A 15,683-nucleotide genomic window follows, 5' to 3' on the forward strand; every position below is an offset into this window, starting at 1 on the left:
AGCAGTTCAGCGCCTTTTTCAAAGCACACCGCTTCCCCAAAATTTTCCCCCATCTGTTTTTTACCATTCGCTCCTAATTCCCCCTTCTTTTAGCAAAACCACAATTCTGTTTTTCCACATCTGTGCGATATCGATCGACACAGCATGATTTCAAAATCCATTTATTTAATTCCCTTTTTTAACACCCGAGAACCACATGCAATTAACTGAACTCAAAGGCCTCCACGTATCCGCTTTGCTTGAAATGGCTGCTGGATTGGAAATTGAAAACACACAACGGATGCGCAAACAAGAATTGATGTTTGCCATTCTGAAGAAACGCGCTAAAGCCGGTGAAACTGTTTATGGTGATGGCACCTTAGAAGTTTTGCCAGATGGCTTTGGTTTCTTGCGCTCTCCAGAAGCATCCTATATGGCTTCTCCTGATGATATTTATATTTCTCCAGCGCAGATTCGCCGCTTTAACTTACACACCGGTGACAGCGTTGAAGGTGAAGTCAGAACACCAAAAGACGGTGAGCGTTACTTTGCATTGGTAAAAGTCGACAAGATCAACGGCTTGGCTCCTGAAGCCCTAAAGAACCGCATCATGTTCGAGAACTTAACACCACTCCACCCTAACCGCATTATTAGTTTAGAGCGTGACATCAAGGCCGAAGAGAATTTGACTGGTCGCATTATCGACATGATTTCTCCAATTGGTTATGGTCAACGTGGTTTGATTGTGGCTTCACCAAAGTCTGGTAAGACCGTGATGATGCAGCACATTGCACATGCGATTTCTGCAAATAATCCCGATGCCATTTTGATCGTATTGCTCGTAGATGAGCGTCCTGAAGAAGTTACTGAAATGCAGCGCTCCGTTCGCGGTGAAGTCGTTGCCTCTACCTTTGATGAGCCTGCAGTACGTCACGTGCAGGTTGCCGAGATGGTGATTGAAAAAGCAAAACGTTTAGTAGAGATGGGCAAAGATGTCATCATCTTGCTAGACTCGATTACGCGCCTTGCACGTGCATACAACACTGTAGTTCCCTCTTCCGGGAAAGTGCTCTCTGGTGGTGTGGATGCAAACGCATTGCAACGTCCTAAACGTTTCTTCGGTGCCGCACGTAATATTGAAGAAGGTGGCTCTTTAACCATCATCGCTACCGCTCTCATTGAAACTGGTAGCCGTATGGACGACCTCATCTATGAAGAGTTCAAAGGCACCGGCAATATGGAAGTTCACCTTGAGCGTCGCTTGGCTGAGCGTCGTGTTTACCCATCAATTAATCTCAACAAGTCTGGAACTCGTCGTGAAGAATTACTGGTTAAACCAGAAAACCTCCAGAAGATCTGGGTATTGCGCAAATTACTCGCCGATATGGACGATATCGAGGCAATGAACTTTATTGTTGATAAGCTCAAATCCACCAAGAACAATGGTGAGTTCTTCGACCTAATGCGTCGCGGAGGCTAATTTAGACCCCCTCTAAGGTGGTTTTAAGGCAAAAAGGGGCTTTTTAGCCCCTTTTTACTTGGCTAGACAGCGCTTTCTTATTGATTTCATGGCATAATTTCGCTTTTGCTGCACCTTAACCGCTTTTAACTTGGGTAAGTATTTAGGTTAATCACTTAAAACGTTAACTTAAACGGCTACCCGCTGATAGGACCTCACATGAAAACTGGCATCCACCCCGAATATCGCGAAATCGTCTTTTTGGACGTTTCCAATAACTTCAGCTTTAAGACTCGCTCCACAATGTCTACCAAAGAGACCATTAAGTGGGAAGATGGCAATGAATATCCATTAGCCAAGATCGAGACTTCTTCTGAATCACACCCTTTCTACACTGGCACCCAAAAAATCATGGATACCGCTGGTCGTGTTGAGAAATTCCGTCAGAAATTCGGTAGCAAAGCAGTTGCTAAAGCTTCTGGTGATGGCGCCGCTAAAACTGCAGAGAAAAAAGCTGCTGCTGCAGAAGCAAAAGCTGCTGAGAAGCCATCTAAGAAGAAGGCTTAATACACCTCCTTATCGCAGGGTATGGCAATGCCCTTCTCTGCGAGATAATCAAGGCAGCGTTTGCTGCCTTTTTTATTTTTAAGTTTCTTGCTTTACTGTTGCTTGCTTTATTAATACCGTTTCAACCAATTAGAGTTCATGGTCAAACTAACCGCTGCCGCTACCAGATCAATTCCGCGCATTATTATTTTTGCGCTGACATTGGTCTATGGTTTTGCTGGCCTATTTTTCCGCGATCCCTGGAAAAATGAAGATGCGATTGGTTTTGGTGGCATGTGGACTTTGTTTCGTGGCAACTCCATCGATTGGATTGTCCCGCATCTTGCGGGTCGCGATGTTGCCTTAGGCGCACCTTTACCCTACTGGATGGGCGCCACTCTCATCAAATTATTTAGTCAATTTATTGGCGCTGCTAATGCGGCGCGCTTGTATTCAGCAATTTGCTTTTTTGCAGCCGCTGTCGCAATTTGGTACGCCACTTACTTGCTCGGTCGTCGTCGTGAAGTGCAACCGATGGCCTTAGCCGTTGGCGGCCAACCCGACATGAAGAGCTACGGCATGACTCTAGCTGATGGCGCATTACTGATCTTCTTGGCTTGTGTTGGACTTGCACAGCGCGCTCATGAAACTACGCCGATGATGGCGCAATTAATGGGCATCAGTATTGTGCTGTATGGCACAGTACGCGGTCTTGATAAACCATGGCAAGGCGGTTTATGGACCGGTTTAGGCATTGCGATTGTGGCACTCTCCAGCAATCTCACCTTAAGTCTGATTGTTGTTACTTCCACTATCATCGCCGTGATTGCCAGCAATGCTAAATTGCGTTTTCGCTGGACGCTGACTAGCACCATATTAGGCCTCATTGGTTTTGCACTTTGGCCGATCATTTGGTATCTCGCCGATCTTCCTGCTGAGTGGCGACATATTGCGCAAGAAGGTTGGCGTAATGCTCCAGAAATGCGTGCAAGACCTTCCATTGAATCCCTAGGCTTCTTAAGCGTGAACTTCTGGGCGTATGCGTGGCCTGTATGGCCTCTCGCGGCCATCTCCCTAGCGCACTGGGGTCGCACCAAAGCAGCAGGTGCTTGGCGCGCGCCGCACCTCTGCATTCCACTCAGCTTATTTATTGGTAGCTTGATCTATGTACTGTTTCGTCTTGAGGCAAATGAACATGATCTGATGATCATGATCCCTAGCCTATCGATCATCGCCGCCTTTAGCTTGCCAATTCTGAAACGCAGTGTCATTAGCTTTATTGACTGGTTCGCATTGTTTAGTTTCACCTTAATTGCCCTAGCTATTTGGATTATTTGGCTAGCAAAGGTCACGGGTTTTCCAGAAACTACTGCTACCAACATTACACGCTTACTTCCAGGCTTTGAGGGGCAATTTAATTGGCTCGCATTTATCGTTGCCTTGGCTATTACCGGGGTTTGGCTCTCAGTGGTGCGCTGGAGAACATCGCGTGCACCTAAAGAGATCTGGCGCTGCCTGATTATTTCCGCATCTGGCACCACGCTGATGTGGGTTTTATTGATGACTTTATGGTTACCAACGATTAATTACGCAAAAACTTATCGCTTTGTTTCAGCACGCCTAGCGCAAGTTGTACCACCCGGTGGCAGCTGCATTAATACCAGCAACATTGGTCCTGCACAGCTTGCTTCTTTTGATTACTTCACCAAACTCACTTTGCGTGATGATCCAAATTGTCCATGGATGCTCACCCACAATCAATCTGAAGCACAAGCATACGCCCAGCTCAACAATAAAAAACTGCAACTCATTTGGGAAGACCGTCGCGCAGCAGACCGCGATGAGCGCCTACGCCTTTACGAAGTTATTCCGGAGTAATGGGTGTTGCACTTTAAAGTATCGCGTCTTCGCGAGGACATCCCCGCTTTACTAAAACTGGCTGGCCCACTACTCATCGGTCAATTAGCCGTCATTGCTTTTGGTGTTTTAGATACGGCAATGACTGCACGTTACTCTGCTGATGATTTAGCAGCGTTGGCTATGGCCTCGGCAATTTTTATCAGCATCTATGTAGGCTTAACAGGGGTTGTCTCCGCACTTGCACCAATTGCTGGGCAGTTATTTGGCGCTAAGCGCCATGATGAAATTGGAGAGGAAGTACGTCAAGCTACTTGGCTTGCCTTCGGTTTAACCATATTAGGTTGTTTTATTTTGCTCAACGCAGATCATTTATTGGCGATCTCCAGAGTGGCACCAGATATCGAAGCAAAAGCTAGGCTATATCTAAATATTTTGGCAATTGGTTTACCCGCCAGCATGGGCATGCGTGTCTTAATGGCCCTGCACAATGCTGTATCTCGTCCAGCTGTCATCACGGTGGTGCAATTAATTGGCTTGGCGCTAAAGCTACCACTGAACCTGCTCTTTATTTATGGTGGTTTGGGTATCGAGGGTATGGGTGGACCTGGGTGCGCAGTCGCAACGGTGATCATTAACTGGACTTGGTTATTGATGACTTTAGGGTTTGTTCTTTTTGATCGCTTCTACCGCCCTTTCCATATCTTTGCACGTTTCAGCATGCCCGACTGGCACCGTATTTGGACTCTACTAAAACTGGGCACTCCAATTGGATTTAGCTACTTAATTGAAGTCACTTCCTTCACCTTTATGTCGCTGTTTATTGCACGCTTAGGTACTACGGCATTAGCAGGACATCAAATCGTTGCCAATATGGGAACGGTGATTTATATGGTTCCGCTCTCGTTATCGATCGCGACAATGACTTTAGTCTCCCAATCGATTGGTGCTAACAAACCAGAACGTGCGGAAGAAATTGGCTGGTCATCGGTGTTCTTTACTACTAGCGCGTGTATTTTGATTGGAGTTGCCGTTTGGTTTTTCCGCCTCCAATTACTAGATTTGTATGACCCGCCGGAAGCAGTCAGAGTATTTTCTATTCCACTCTTTTTGTTTATTGCTTTTTATCAAGTCTTTGATGCATTGCAAGTGACTGCGGCATTTATCCTGCGTGCTTATCGCATCGCATTTTGGCCAATGGTGATTTATGCCGGCTCACTATGGGGTGTTGGCCTTGGCGGCGGATACCTCATGGGGTTCAATGTTTTAGGATTTACACCAGAGTTTTTACAAGGCGCAAATGGGTTTTGGGCTGGTAACAGTATCAGCCTAGGTTTAGCTGCTTGTTTACTACTATACCTATTTAGAAAAACGGCGGAGCGTTACGAAAAAACACATCCGCCTGTTGAGGTCTGAGTTAAATGTGTTTACTGGCGATACCCAGGGCCTGACATCGGCGCTGGGTAACTAGGCACTTGATTGCCCTTGGAATACATGCACTGTTGATAAGCAATGTTGTACTGAGTCTGCGCTTGATTTTGCTTACCAGCAGAATTCATGGCGCCCATAGCGGCACCGCCTAATAAACCAACGCCCGCACCGGTTCCAATATTTTGGCTACTTCCCCCTTGAATCACTGCACCTGCGGCGGCTCCGAGAGCGGCGCCAATTGCAGCGCTAGTAGCACCCTCTTTTAAGGCGGCATTACTAGTATCTTTCACGGCATTCGCTGCAAATTCACGACATACTTGATCTTCTTGCTGGAAGACTTCAAATGGCTTCCCTTCGCGCGGCATGATGGCAATTGTTGGCCCTGTTGGCGCAGATACACATGCACTTAATGCACTAGTGGCAACAGCAGCTAGTACAGCTACGCGAGTCATTCTTATCATTTGCAAATCCTAAATTGGTAATATTTTTTGTATTGATGTATTGCTATTGCTCGCAATTAATACTGCGGGCGGCCGTGAGGCGCACTACTGGTTGGCGGTGTTGCCGCTTGAGTCTGCCAACCGCTTGGGCACTCTTGTGCGTACGGATAATATTTGCCACTTGCGGCGCAGTAATACCAAACCGCAGGTTGTGGTTGCGCAGCCAGAACCATGGGCTGCGGTGGTGGTGCGTAAGTCACTACCGGCGGCGCTGCATACACAACTGGGGGAGCATAGTAGCCAGCATAAGGGCCGTAATAAGGACCGGCATAAGCCCAGTTAGCACGCCAACCTGGGCCCCAGCCATGACCCCAACCGGGACCGTATGCGGCAGGACGCCAACCGCCGTAGCCACCGCCAACCGATACATTCCAAGCGACATTACCGGCCTGCGCTTGTGCTGTTGCGCACACTAAGACGGAAGCCAAAATAAGACCTAAGATGCTGAATTTATTGACTTGTTTCATGGTTGACCCCTTATCTATTTGGTCTTCGTACAGCCTACTTCTTTATTCTAGTTTTTACTAGCCTTACTATCAATAACGCCCAATAAATATTTAAGCTGACAGGAAATTCACTTATTTCTGATGGTGAATTGTTCTAGCTTATTGCTCTAACTTATTAATCCAACTTCGCGCCTGATTGCTGCACTATCCTGCTCCATTTGGCTGACTCTTGGGCAATCAATTTAGATAGGTCTTTAGCGCTACTAGGGGCTGGATCTAAGCCACCAGCTAGCAAGCGTTTTTTCACTTCTGGATCATTTAAGGCACGATACGTTAATTGGTTTAATCGCTTCTGAATAGAGGGCGGTAAATTAGCAGGTGCCATCAATGAGAACCAAGAAACCGCCTCAAAACCAGGAAGACCTTGCTCTGCAAATGTGGGAATCTCTGGCGTAGCATGCGAGCGTTTTAAGGTGGTAACTCCTAAAGCCTGCACCTCACCTGCTTTGATCAAAGGTAAAGAAGATGATAAGTTATCAAACAACATTGAGATGCGGCTACTGACTAAATCAGGCAAAGATTGCGCACGACCTTTATAGGGAATATGCCGAATTTGAATGCCTGCCATCTCTTTAAATAACTCACCCGACATATGCAATGAGGTTCCAACACCTGATGATCCAAATGTAAGTTGATTAGGTTTGGCTTTTGCCAACTCAATTAACTCATGCAAATTATTGACACCCAGTTTTTTATTGACCACCAATACATTGGGTGTACTTGCAAGAAAACTAATGGGCGTGAAATCCTTAATCGGATCAAATGACATCTTTTCATACAATGCGCCATTGATTGCATGTATGCCCACCGTACCAATCAACAAGGTATAGCCATCAGGATCACTCTTCGCAACAATTTCTGCGCCGATGTTGCCGCCATAGCCTGGGCGATTCTCAACCAAGACTGGCACGCCAAGATTTTGCTGCATGCTCTCTGCCAAAACACGAGCCAAAATATCAGGCGCACCACCTGGGGTAAAGCTCACCACAATCCGGATGGCTTGTTTTGGCCAAGCAGTCTTCTGGGAGGACTGCGCCCAGGACGAATTTGCCCCTAACAATAAAGCGAGGCAAATCAATAGATATTTGAAAAATGGGCGTTTAGCTACTTTAGCCACTTGAGAAAATCGCATCCTTGCAAAACCTAGGGTTGCCCTAGGCAAACTTCATTAAAAACCGAATCGAGAACGTAACCAGAGCCAACCTTCATACTTGCTTGGATCATCAGCGCATGATCCAATGCCACACTCCAGGAGTGTTGAAACCAGATTGCCAAAGACCAGCAAAATAAAAGCGATGATTAAAGCATTGGCAAACCAAGAGCGCGAACGTACATCTCTATTAGGTAGCATTAATAGAATAGCTATTCCAGCCAATAAACCTAGGTAAGCAACGAAAGCCCAGGTATAAAAATGCAACTCTAAAAATGTCTTGCCGAAACCTTTATCGCCAGGAAGGATATGAAGGAACACTTGGCGCAAAGATACGGTCATCCCCACTAAGCCACCAATGATGCCCCAGCCATAGTGGGCTGAGTGCGCACCGCAACGTATATTGAGCACCAAGGCAAATCCAATAATGACAAATCCGATACGCTGCATTAAGCACAGAGGGCATGGCAACTCACCAAAATAGATCTGATCAAAAAAGGCATAGGAGAGTGTTCCAACAATAGCCAATAAAGCCAGTTGATTGCCAAGCGCTGCCAACGAAGGAAAAGAATGTTTACTCATGCCGACTTATAGGCTGATATTGAGGTGGCTGTTCGCATGAAAACGGAACCACACCATCAATATGGCGACTGTCACTGCAAGAACAGTTAGACCCGCAAGACGCTTCTCAAACCAAACTAGGATGAGGCCAATAAATGCTGTCAGAAAAGGCAGGAACATATACATAGGAGAATTCTAGCGCAGGACAGTTTGTGGTCGGGTAAATCACTAAAACAAGACCCTAAATATGGTCTTTCAGAAGAGTCATTGTTTAGAATGACTTCATGAATAACAGCATCAACAACCATACCGCACCCCCTTCTCCTTGCCTGAATCTTCAAATAGACGGAGCTATCGCTCGGATTACTTTTAATAATCCAGCCGCACGTAATGCCATGACTTGGCCTATGTATGAAGAACTCAAAACTATCTGTGATTCCTTGGCAATAAATCCATCGATTCGGGTGGCAATTTTTAGAGGCGCTGGTGATAAGGCATTTGTATCGGGCAGTGATATTCAGCAATTTGTTGATCTTAAAAAAGATGAGGCTTATGAAGTAGCCGTAGATCACATCTTCGATTCATTGCAACAATTACCAATGCCAACTATTGCACTGATTGAAGGTTTGGCAGTGGGTAGCGGCTTACTCATCGCGACTGCTTGTGATTTTCGAATTGCTACCCCAGACGCCCGTTTTGGAATTCCTGTAGCGCGGACTTTAGGGAACTGCTTATCCCCCAGCAATCTTTCCTGGATCAGTGCGCACTTGGGCGTTCCCATGGTCAAAAAAATGTTGCTGACTAGCGAATTGATTAAAGCGCCAGAGTTGCTCGCATCTGGCTATCTCTATGAAACAGTAGAGGCGGAACAGATTACTCAAGCAGCTGATGCCCTTGCTAATAAACTGGCCGCCCTAGCGCCCATTACACAAAAGGCAAGCAAGCTAACTCTAGCGCGCTTACTGCAAAGCAGTCTTCCCGAATGCACTGACCTCATGCGTGAGACCTATAACAGCCAGGACTTTAAAGAAGGTGTTACTGCTTTCTTAGAAGGCCGCCCACCGAAGTGGGCTGGCAAGTAATCTTGGCTTTAGTTCTTAGCTTGATTTAAGAACTGCACAACCGTAGTAACAAATAAGTCAGGCACTTCAACGTGCGGTACATGGCCAACATTATCGATGGGCACTAGCTTCGCATAAGGGATTGTTGCTTGGGCCTTTTTACCTAACTCAGGAAAATTACCCAAGGACTTTACTGCCTCAGGCGGGGCAAAGCGTCTGCCAAAAACTGTGCGATCTTTTTGACCAATGATCAGCAATACCGGCATTTTGAGTTCCGGTAAATCATTCACGACCGGTTTCTCGGCAATCATCTGATAAGTTAACACTGATGTCATTGCATAAGCAGGATAGTCTGGCCCCTTCTGTACACGAACATACACCTCTACAAACTTTTCATAAGCAGGTTGCCAAGTTGGAAAATAGCTTTGCAAGAAACGGCGATAACTTGTCTCTGTTTGGGCCATTTCGAGCTTTAGGAGATTATCGTTTTGCTGTGGTGGTATGTCTTTGCTGTAATCCTCTAGACCCAGTGGATTTTCAAGCACTAGTTTTTGCACTGTTTGTGGATACAAGCGTGCAAATCGAATACCAACCATGCCACCCATGGAGTTTGCAATCACAGAGACTTGATGAATCCCCAAAGATTTGAGCAAGGCTTTGGTATTGGCCGCCAAGTCATCAAAGTGATATGGAACGTTTGGCTTTGAAGATTTACCAAAGCCGATTTGGTCAGGTGCTATGACGCGATAACCTGCTTGCGTCAAGCCAGCGATAGTGGGCGCCCAGTAGTCACTGGAAAAATTCTTTCCATGAAACAGTAACACCACACCCTTATGCTTTCCCTTGGCGGCAACATCCATATACACCATACTTGCTGGCGTACCCTGCAAGCTAGTCTTGAATTCTTTAGTTGGGTAAGGATATGGCCAAGCACTCAAACGCAAATCAAGCGGGGCAGCATTAGCATAGAGTGATGCTGGGGCGCTGGCAGTTGCGTTTGATGACGATTGATTAGCGCAGGAAGCCAATAATCCTGTCAAGATAGCAACTACAGCGAGTACGTGAATTAGTTTCATACCGTTTTTAGGAGAGGGTTACACAATGGTTGTCTTGAGGCTTTTCAGTCCCTCGACACTACCTTCCAACACATCACCCTTCATCACGGGACCAACCCCTGCAGGCGTGCCAGAGAAAATCAAATCACCCGGCTCTAGCGTAAATAAAGTTGAAAGATAGGCAATCGTGTCAGGCACATTCCAAATTAGTTGATTCAAATCACCAGACTGACGCACTTCGCCATTTACCAGTAGCTGAACAGCGCCTTTACTTGGGTGGCCACATTGGGTTACGGGAGTGATTTCGCCACAAGGCGCAGATTGGTCAAATGCTTTGCCGGTATCCCAAGGGCGTCCCATTTTCTTTGCTTCACCCTGTAGATCTCGTCTTGTCATATCAAGACCTACGCCGTAGCCATACACATGATCTAAGGCTTTGTCCGCAGAAATATTAGAACCGCCTTTACCAATTGCTACCACCATCTCAATTTCATGATGAACATCGTTTGATAGATTGGGATAAGACATATTCTTACCGTCAGTCACGATGGAGTTTGCTGGCTTCATGAAAAAGAATGGTGGCTCGCGATCTGGATCATGGCCCATTTCTCTTGCATGATCGGCATAGTTTCGACCTACACAATAAATTCGGTTCACTGCGAAGCGACGAGTATCGCCTGTCACCGGCAAAGAAATCTGTACTGGAGGATCAATCACAAATGCTGAACTCATAAAAGCCTTTCTCAATATTATTTTTGTTTCTTCTGTTTTGTAGCAGTATGACGCAATTTCAGCATCAAGATACTTAAGGCCAATGCAAATGTCATGGCATTAGCCAGAATCAATGGCCATTTCTCAATAATCAAACCATACACCAGCCATAAACCTACCCCCGCCGTAAATAGAGAATACATCCCTAGCGATATTCCAGATAAGTCACGCGTTCGCCATGACCAAATGGCCTGAGGCAAAAACGCAATAGTAGTCAAGAATGCAGCGCAATAGCCAATGACGTCAATTTGGTGGGGTTCAAGACTCATGTTTTGATTGTAATTAGAGATGGCAGGCAAGGTAAATTGACGAATCTATCGCATTCAGGCTATTTTTGTAGATAATGACATCTGAAGTTCAACTATTACTAAAAAGATAAATGAGACAACAATTAATCCGTTGGTTTGGCGCAGCCCTATGCGCTACTTTTGTTACTCTACCGGCAGTCGCCCAAAGTGATTTGGCAGTCAAAAATTATCCGGATAAGCCAATCCGACTCGTCATTCCCTTTCCCCCAGGAGGCGCTACCGATGTGATCGGTCGCATCATGGCGCAAGAACTCTCCAAAACCATTGGACAGCAAGTCGTACCCGACAATCGCGCTGGAGATAGCGGCAATATTGGCGCCGATATGGTGGCCAAGTCTGCACCTGATGGATACACCTTATTGATGGGCGCTCTTACCTCGCACTCCATTAACAGCAATTTAGATAAAGATCGCATCAAGTACAACTTAGAGAAGGATTTCACACCGGCAGCAGTGGTTGGAGTGGTGCCCCTGGTCTTTGTTGTGAATCCCTCAGTTCCTGTAAAGAACATGAAAGAATTCATTGCCTATGCTAAAGCTAACCCTGGCAAGCTCACTTTTGCATCCTCTGGCGCAGGTGCGCCACAACGCCTCGCAATGGAAATGTTCCGCTATCAATTGGGATTGGATTTATTGCATGTGCCATATAAAGGTAGTGGCCCCGCCATGACCGATCTGGTTGGTGGCCAAGTTCTATCGATGTCAGAAACTGTGCCAGCTTCTTTACAGTTTATTCAGGCAGGTCAGTTGAGAGCACTAGCAGTCACCACCAATAAACGAATCAGCCAATTGCCTGATGTGCCAACCATTACAGAAGCTACTGGCTTGCCAAACTTTGATGTAGTCAGCATGTTTGGCATTGAGGCTCCAGCCGGAACCCCGAAGACCATCATCAATAAATTAAGCGCAGAAATTAAAACTATCTTGCAACGTCCAGACGTTCAAGAGCGTATGCTCGCTGCAGGCGTCTACGTAAACTATTTATCCCCTGCAGAATCTAGCAAACGCATTACCCGCGAGCTTAATATGTGGGCTAAGGTGATCAAGGATGCCAATATCAAAGCAGACTAATCATCAAATACTTTGAGTGTGATAGATGCAATAAAGGGCCTCATCGAGGCCCTTTATTTTTATGCTGAAGTATTCGTATGAACTCGATTTAAATTTACTCAGCTTCAATTTTTGCTTGTTGTGCCACTAACTCCCACTTTTTCTTTTCTGCAGCAATAAAGAGCTTGGTATTTGCTGGTGTATCACCTACTGCCCAGCCGCCAAGGTCCTTCCAGCGCTGCTTGATTTCTGGCGTTTCAAGTGATTTCTTCACAGCTACATATAGCTTATCCACAATCGGCTTCGGTGTTCCTGCTGGAACAAATAAACCGAACCAGGCGGTAACGTCAAAATTGGGATAACCCGATTGAATCATCGTTGGCACATCTGGCAATTCAGCGACGCGGTTCTTACTAGTCACTGCTAAAGCACGCAATTTGCCAGACTTAATGTATTGCATGGAGCTTGGTAGGTTATCAACCATCATGCTGGTTTGGCCGGCCAATAGATCGGCTAAAGCTGGGCCAGCGCCCTTATAGGGCACATGAATAATATCAATCCCAGCCTGAGTCTTAAATAATTCACCGGACATGTGAATCGACTGACCGCGACCAGAAGATGCAAATGAATATTTACCAGGATTTGCTTTAGCTAAAGCAACTAACTCGGCTACGGTCTTGGCAGGCACCTCAGGATTCACTACAAGTACATTTGGATTGGCAATCACAATCGTGACTGGCTCCATGTCTTCCATTTTGTAAGGAAGATTTTTATATAGGCTGTAGTTAATGGCATTTGGACCAATATTGCCCATCGCCATGGTGTAGCCATCGGCTGGGGCTGCTAGTAAAGCCTGAATACCAATAATGCCGGCACCACCTGCCTTGTTTTCTACGATGACAGGCTGACCTAATTCTTTACCCAATACATCCGATAAAGCACGTGAGGCAATATCGGTAGTTCCACCAGGTGCTGCAGTCACAATAATTTTGACCGGCTTATTTGGAAATGGTTGCGCGAATGCCGAAGCGGCTGCTAATGCAGATGCAAATATCACCGCACCCAAAGTTGCACACCTCTTACGCCAAAATACATGCTGATTCATCTTGTCTCCGTCTTTTTTATATTGATGAACTAACTCGGTAGTTAATGAGTAGTTAAAACGATTACTTCTTATTCATTCCCGCTTTACGAGCCTCAATCTCTTTATTGATTGCTGCAATAGTTTTAGCGTCTGGTGACTTCCAGTTTCCACCTGAGTTATTCACCATATAGACTAGCGCGTCTGAGAATCCTTCAATACTTAAATTGGGATTACCCCCTTTAGGTGGCATACCTCGTACCCCAAAGTACGCATGGGCAGTCAAAGTCACCTGACCCTCTGCGATGAGAGGCGCCCACTTTGCCTTGTCGCCAAACTTCGGCGCATTTAATACGCCTGCACCATGGCAATTTGCGCATACTTGTTTATAGGTATTCTCGCCAGACTGTGCATTTGCTGAGCTAGACACAGACAGCAAGGCAAATATTGTCGCGATAAGTTGTAATGGATAGTGCAATTTCATGATGTACTTAATTTCAATTTAAGGTTGTGATTTTTTAACACGTTCAGTCCAAAGCTGCCATGGCCTACCAATTGTCTTTTCAATGGTCTCTTGTGAAATCGAAGCCTCACCGGGGGTGAGGTATTGCACCTGCCCCATCTTCATAGCTTCCGACTGAATACTGGCATTTTGAATGGCGTAGATCGCTCTAAATACTGCTTTCTTAATGGAATCACCACCCGCTGCATATCCATGACCCCGCATCAATACAAAATATTGCAAGCCCATAGTTTGCGATAAGGCATTTCCTAAATCGACATTACTAATAAACATATCGGTATCAGGATTGGGTTTGGCAAAATTTCGAATCTCAAAAATGGGAGCGCCTTCGCCCAAGAAAGAGCTCATGTGATAAACCGGCTTCAGAGTAGTGCCAGTTAAGCCATAAGGCAAGATCGGCGGTGCATGGCCATGAATCACAGAATTGAGGTCTGGCCGATTCTTCAAAATGCCACTATGAATAAAACGCTCACCATAAGCAACTCTAGTATCGCCATTAAGCGCCTTGCCATTCATGTCAAACTCAATAATGTCTTCAACTTTGACGGTAGATGGCGCAACGCTTCTAGCTAAAAAGAAGGTGTTGGGATTAGCAGGGTTACGCACACTGATATGACCATAGCCATCAACAGCATTTTGGTCATACAAAATATGGTTCGCAATTACTAATTCTTCAATGGTCGCCTTCACTTTTGGATCTTGATCCATTTGCTCTTGCACAGAAGCGGCAAATACATTGGCCACACCAAACAATAAGGCTGAAAGTAGAATTTTTTTCATTACTCAACCTTTCCGATCTTCCGAACGACCTCGCCCATTTGTGCGGACTCTTTATCCCAGTAGACCTTAAACTCTGGCGCATCCATATACTGAATCGGACTTCCTGCGCCATTAATCACTGAACGTACACGCTCATCATTTGCCGCTTGCTTGGCAGCTTCGCGCAACTTATTCGTAATGTAATCAGGTGTAGCGCTTGGTACAAACAAACCTGCCCATTGTGAGAATTCAATCTTCACGCCCATCTCTTTAAAACTTGGCACTTCAGGCATACTCGCCAACCTACCATCACCCCAGTGCGCCAAAGCACGCACTTTGCCGGCTTTGATTTGCTGAACAATCGAAGATGGTCCCGTCGCAATCGCATCTACTTGCCCACCCAGAAGCCCCACAATTGCTGGGCCAGCACCGGTGTAGGGAATATGCACCATGTAAAACTTTTCAGAAGACTTGAGCATCTCCATAGGTACATGCATCGTTCCATAGTTACCTGAAGAGCCAAAGTTATATTTGCCAGGATTAGCGCGCATCGCAGCTACAAACGATTTGTAATCTTTCCATGGGCTATCTGCTCTGACCACTAACACTGTTGGATCAGCAGTAAAGCGTGCGATTGGCTTAAGTTGATTCAACTGAAAGGATTGTTCGCGCCCCACTACTTTGTCAGCCTCAGGAATAATCGAGATCGACGATAAAGCCATCAAAATGGTGTAGCCATCAGGCTTGGATTTAGCTACTGCCGCCATACCAATACCGCCACCAGCACCCGCCTTGTTTTCCACAACAACTGGTTGACCCAGAATGCGGCTTAATGCTTCCGCCACAGGTCTACCCACGGCATCAGCAACGCCACCGGGTGGAAAAGGAACAACCATGGTGATGGGTCTTGTTGGCCAGGGTTCAGGTGTTTGCGCAAATGCAGCGATAGAAATAATGGATGCCGCAAAGCAGCTTAGCGCACGGCCAAGTGGGAATATTTGTCTCATTTTTGTCTCTAAATCGTAATTTAGTTATTATTTATGCTCTTAATCCTACTACAAGAATGATCACAATAATCAAGGGTTGG

18 protein-coding genes are annotated in these 15,683 nt (G+C 46.0%); 6 read left to right on the top strand and 12 right to left on the bottom strand.

Annotation, left to right across the window (positions count from 1 at the left end; translation table 11 throughout):
• Positions 1-196 precede the first annotated feature (196 nt).
• The 4 genes from rho to IC571_RS06940 all read left to right on the top strand — a co-directional run bounded on the left by rho (position 197) and on the right by IC571_RS06940 (position 5,257).
• Positions 197-1,459, top strand: a complete 1,263-nt coding sequence (rho, locus tag IC571_RS06925; RefSeq protein WP_215315597.1) for a transcription termination factor Rho — start codon at positions 197-199, stop codon at positions 1,457-1,459.
• A gap of 198 nt (positions 1,460-1,657) precedes the next feature.
• Complete coding sequence (locus IC571_RS06930; RefSeq protein ID WP_215315598.1) at positions 1,658-2,005, top strand: type B 50S ribosomal protein L31; 348 nt, start codon at positions 1,658-1,660, stop codon at positions 2,003-2,005.
• 138 nt (positions 2,006-2,143) lie between these two features.
• Positions 2,144-3,862: a glycosyltransferase family 39 protein gene (locus IC571_RS06935; RefSeq protein WP_215315599.1), complete on the top strand. Its 1,719-nt coding sequence runs from the start codon at positions 2,144-2,146 to the stop codon at positions 3,860-3,862.
• Between the two features lie 3 nt (positions 3,863-3,865).
• Positions 3,866-5,257: an MATE family efflux transporter gene (locus IC571_RS06940; RefSeq protein ID WP_215315600.1), complete on the top strand. Its 1,392-nt coding sequence runs from the start codon at positions 3,866-3,868 to the stop codon at positions 5,255-5,257.
• Between the two features lie 11 nt (positions 5,258-5,268).
• Here the strand turns inward: IC571_RS06940 and IC571_RS06945 are convergent, their stop codons facing one another.
• From IC571_RS06945 to IC571_RS06965, 5 genes are all read right to left on the bottom strand, one after another.
• On the bottom strand, positions 5,269-5,733 hold the full coding sequence (locus tag IC571_RS06945) for a glycine zipper family protein (protein WP_251373286.1): 465 nt from the start codon (positions 5,731-5,733) through the stop codon (positions 5,269-5,271).
• Between the two features lie 56 nt (positions 5,734-5,789).
• The gene (locus tag IC571_RS06950; protein WP_215315601.1) at positions 5,790-6,239 is read right to left on the bottom strand and encodes a hypothetical protein; all 450 of its coding nucleotides are present in this window, start codon (positions 6,237-6,239) and stop codon (positions 5,790-5,792) included.
• A gap of 154 nt (positions 6,240-6,393) precedes the next feature.
• A complete protein-coding gene (locus IC571_RS06955) occupies positions 6,394-7,410 on the bottom strand; it encodes a tripartite tricarboxylate transporter substrate binding protein (protein ID WP_215315602.1) in 1,017 nt (338 codons plus the stop codon).
• Between the two features lie 36 nt (positions 7,411-7,446).
• A complete protein-coding gene (locus IC571_RS06960) occupies positions 7,447-8,010 on the bottom strand; it encodes a disulfide bond formation protein B (RefSeq protein ID WP_215315603.1) in 564 nt (187 codons plus the stop codon).
• A gap of 6 nt (positions 8,011-8,016) precedes the next feature.
• Positions 8,017-8,175: a DUF5993 family protein gene (locus IC571_RS06965; protein WP_215315604.1), complete on the bottom strand. Its 159-nt coding sequence runs from the start codon at positions 8,173-8,175 to the stop codon at positions 8,017-8,019.
• A gap of 98 nt (positions 8,176-8,273) precedes the next feature.
• Here IC571_RS06965 and IC571_RS06970 point away from each other — a divergent pair, with 98 nt between their 5' ends.
• Positions 8,274-9,071 carry an enoyl-CoA hydratase/isomerase family protein gene (locus IC571_RS06970; protein WP_215315605.1) on the top strand — a complete coding sequence of 266 codons (798 nt, stop codon included), beginning with the start codon at positions 8,274-8,276 and terminating at the stop codon, positions 9,069-9,071.
• An 8-nt stretch (positions 9,072-9,079) separates the two neighbouring features.
• On the opposite strand, the gene IC571_RS06975 is transcribed toward IC571_RS06970, so the two are convergent.
• From IC571_RS06975 to IC571_RS06985, 3 genes are read right to left on the bottom strand one after another with little or no spacing between them, the layout of a single operon-like run.
• Positions 9,080-10,126: an alpha/beta fold hydrolase gene (locus IC571_RS06975; RefSeq protein ID WP_215315606.1), complete on the bottom strand. Its 1,047-nt coding sequence runs from the start codon at positions 10,124-10,126 to the stop codon at positions 9,080-9,082.
• An 18-nt stretch (positions 10,127-10,144) separates the two neighbouring features.
• Positions 10,145-10,837 (bottom strand): fumarylacetoacetate hydrolase family protein, encoded by a 693-nt coding sequence (locus IC571_RS06980; protein ID WP_215315607.1) that lies wholly within the window; start codon positions 10,835-10,837, stop codon positions 10,145-10,147.
• A 17-nt stretch (positions 10,838-10,854) separates the two neighbouring features.
• Entirely contained in the window at positions 10,855-11,145 is a 291-nt protein-coding gene (locus tag IC571_RS06985; protein WP_215315608.1) for a SemiSWEET transporter, read from the bottom strand.
• Between the two features lie 110 nt (positions 11,146-11,255).
• On the opposite strand from IC571_RS06985, the gene IC571_RS06990 reads away from it, so the two are divergent.
• Positions 11,256-12,254, top strand: coding sequence for a tripartite tricarboxylate transporter substrate binding protein (locus tag IC571_RS06990; protein ID WP_215315609.1), 999 nt, complete (start codon positions 11,256-11,258; stop codon positions 12,252-12,254).
• Positions 12,255-12,348: 94 nt separating this feature from the next.
• Here the strand turns inward: IC571_RS06990 and IC571_RS06995 are convergent, their stop codons facing one another.
• From IC571_RS06995 to IC571_RS07010, 4 genes are all read right to left on the bottom strand, one after another.
• The gene (locus IC571_RS06995; RefSeq protein WP_215315610.1) at positions 12,349-13,338 is read right to left on the bottom strand and encodes a tripartite tricarboxylate transporter substrate binding protein; all 990 of its coding nucleotides are present in this window, start codon (positions 13,336-13,338) and stop codon (positions 12,349-12,351) included.
• A gap of 61 nt (positions 13,339-13,399) precedes the next feature.
• Positions 13,400-13,798 carry a cytochrome c5 family protein gene (locus IC571_RS07000; protein ID WP_215315611.1) on the bottom strand — a complete coding sequence of 133 codons (399 nt, stop codon included), beginning with the start codon at positions 13,796-13,798 and terminating at the stop codon, positions 13,400-13,402.
• A gap of 18 nt (positions 13,799-13,816) precedes the next feature.
• Positions 13,817-14,617, bottom strand: a complete 801-nt coding sequence (locus IC571_RS07005; RefSeq protein ID WP_215315612.1) for a class II aldolase/adducin family protein — start codon at positions 14,615-14,617, stop codon at positions 13,817-13,819.
• A complete protein-coding gene (locus IC571_RS07010) occupies positions 14,617-15,603 on the bottom strand; it encodes a tripartite tricarboxylate transporter substrate binding protein (RefSeq protein ID WP_215315613.1) in 987 nt (328 codons plus the stop codon). The genes IC571_RS07005 and IC571_RS07010 overlap by 1 nt, the downstream gene beginning before the upstream one ends.
• Positions 15,604-15,683 lie beyond the last annotated feature (80 nt).

The organism is Polynucleobacter sp. MWH-UH2A, assembly GCF_018687195.1.
GTDB lineage: Bacteria > Pseudomonadota > Gammaproteobacteria > Burkholderiales > Burkholderiaceae > Polynucleobacter.

Bases quoted from the DNA above. Each gene is read 5' to 3' on its own strand.
- IC571_RS07010 (WP_215315613.1), bottom strand. From the start codon at position 15,603: ATGAGACAAATATTCCCACTTGGCCGTGCGCTAAGCTGCTTTGCGGCA.
- IC571_RS06965 (WP_215315604.1), bottom strand. From the start codon at position 8,175: ATGTATATGTTCCTGCCTTTTCTGACAGCATTTATTGGCCTCATCCTA.
- IC571_RS06995 (WP_215315610.1), bottom strand. From the start codon at position 13,338: ATGAATCAGCATGTATTTTGGCGTAAGAGGTGTGCAACTTTGGGTGCG.
- IC571_RS06970 (WP_215315605.1), top strand. From the start codon at position 8,274: ATGAATAACAGCATCAACAACCATACCGCACCCCCTTCTCCTTGCCTG.
- IC571_RS06955 (WP_215315602.1), bottom strand. From the start codon at position 7,410: ATGCGATTTTCTCAAGTGGCTAAAGTAGCTAAACGCCCATTTTTCAAA.
- IC571_RS07005 (WP_215315612.1), bottom strand. From the start codon at position 14,617: ATGAAAAAAATTCTACTTTCAGCCTTATTGTTTGGTGTGGCCAATGTA.
- IC571_RS06950 (WP_215315601.1), bottom strand. From the start codon at position 6,239: ATGAAACAAGTCAATAAATTCAGCATCTTAGGTCTTATTTTGGCTTCC.
- IC571_RS06960 (WP_215315603.1), bottom strand. From the start codon at position 8,010: ATGAGTAAACATTCTTTTCCTTCGTTGGCAGCGCTTGGCAATCAACTG.
- IC571_RS06935 (WP_215315599.1), top strand. From the start codon at position 2,144: ATGGTCAAACTAACCGCTGCCGCTACCAGATCAATTCCGCGCATTATT.
- IC571_RS06945 (WP_251373286.1), bottom strand. From the start codon at position 5,733: ATGATAAGAATGACTCGCGTAGCTGTACTAGCTGCTGTTGCCACTAGT.
- IC571_RS06985 (WP_215315608.1), bottom strand. From the start codon at position 11,145: ATGAGTCTTGAACCCCACCAAATTGACGTCATTGGCTATTGCGCTGCA.
- IC571_RS06975 (WP_215315606.1), bottom strand. From the start codon at position 10,126: ATGAAACTAATTCACGTACTCGCTGTAGTTGCTATCTTGACAGGATTA.
- IC571_RS06980 (WP_215315607.1), bottom strand. From the start codon at position 10,837: ATGAGTTCAGCATTTGTGATTGATCCTCCAGTACAGATTTCTTTGCCG.
- IC571_RS07000 (WP_215315611.1), bottom strand. From the start codon at position 13,798: ATGAAATTGCACTATCCATTACAACTTATCGCGACAATATTTGCCTTG.
- IC571_RS06990 (WP_215315609.1), top strand. From the start codon at position 11,256: ATGAGACAACAATTAATCCGTTGGTTTGGCGCAGCCCTATGCGCTACT.
- IC571_RS06930 (WP_215315598.1), top strand. From the start codon at position 1,658: ATGAAAACTGGCATCCACCCCGAATATCGCGAAATCGTCTTTTTGGAC.
- rho (WP_215315597.1), top strand. From the start codon at position 197: ATGCAATTAACTGAACTCAAAGGCCTCCACGTATCCGCTTTGCTTGAA.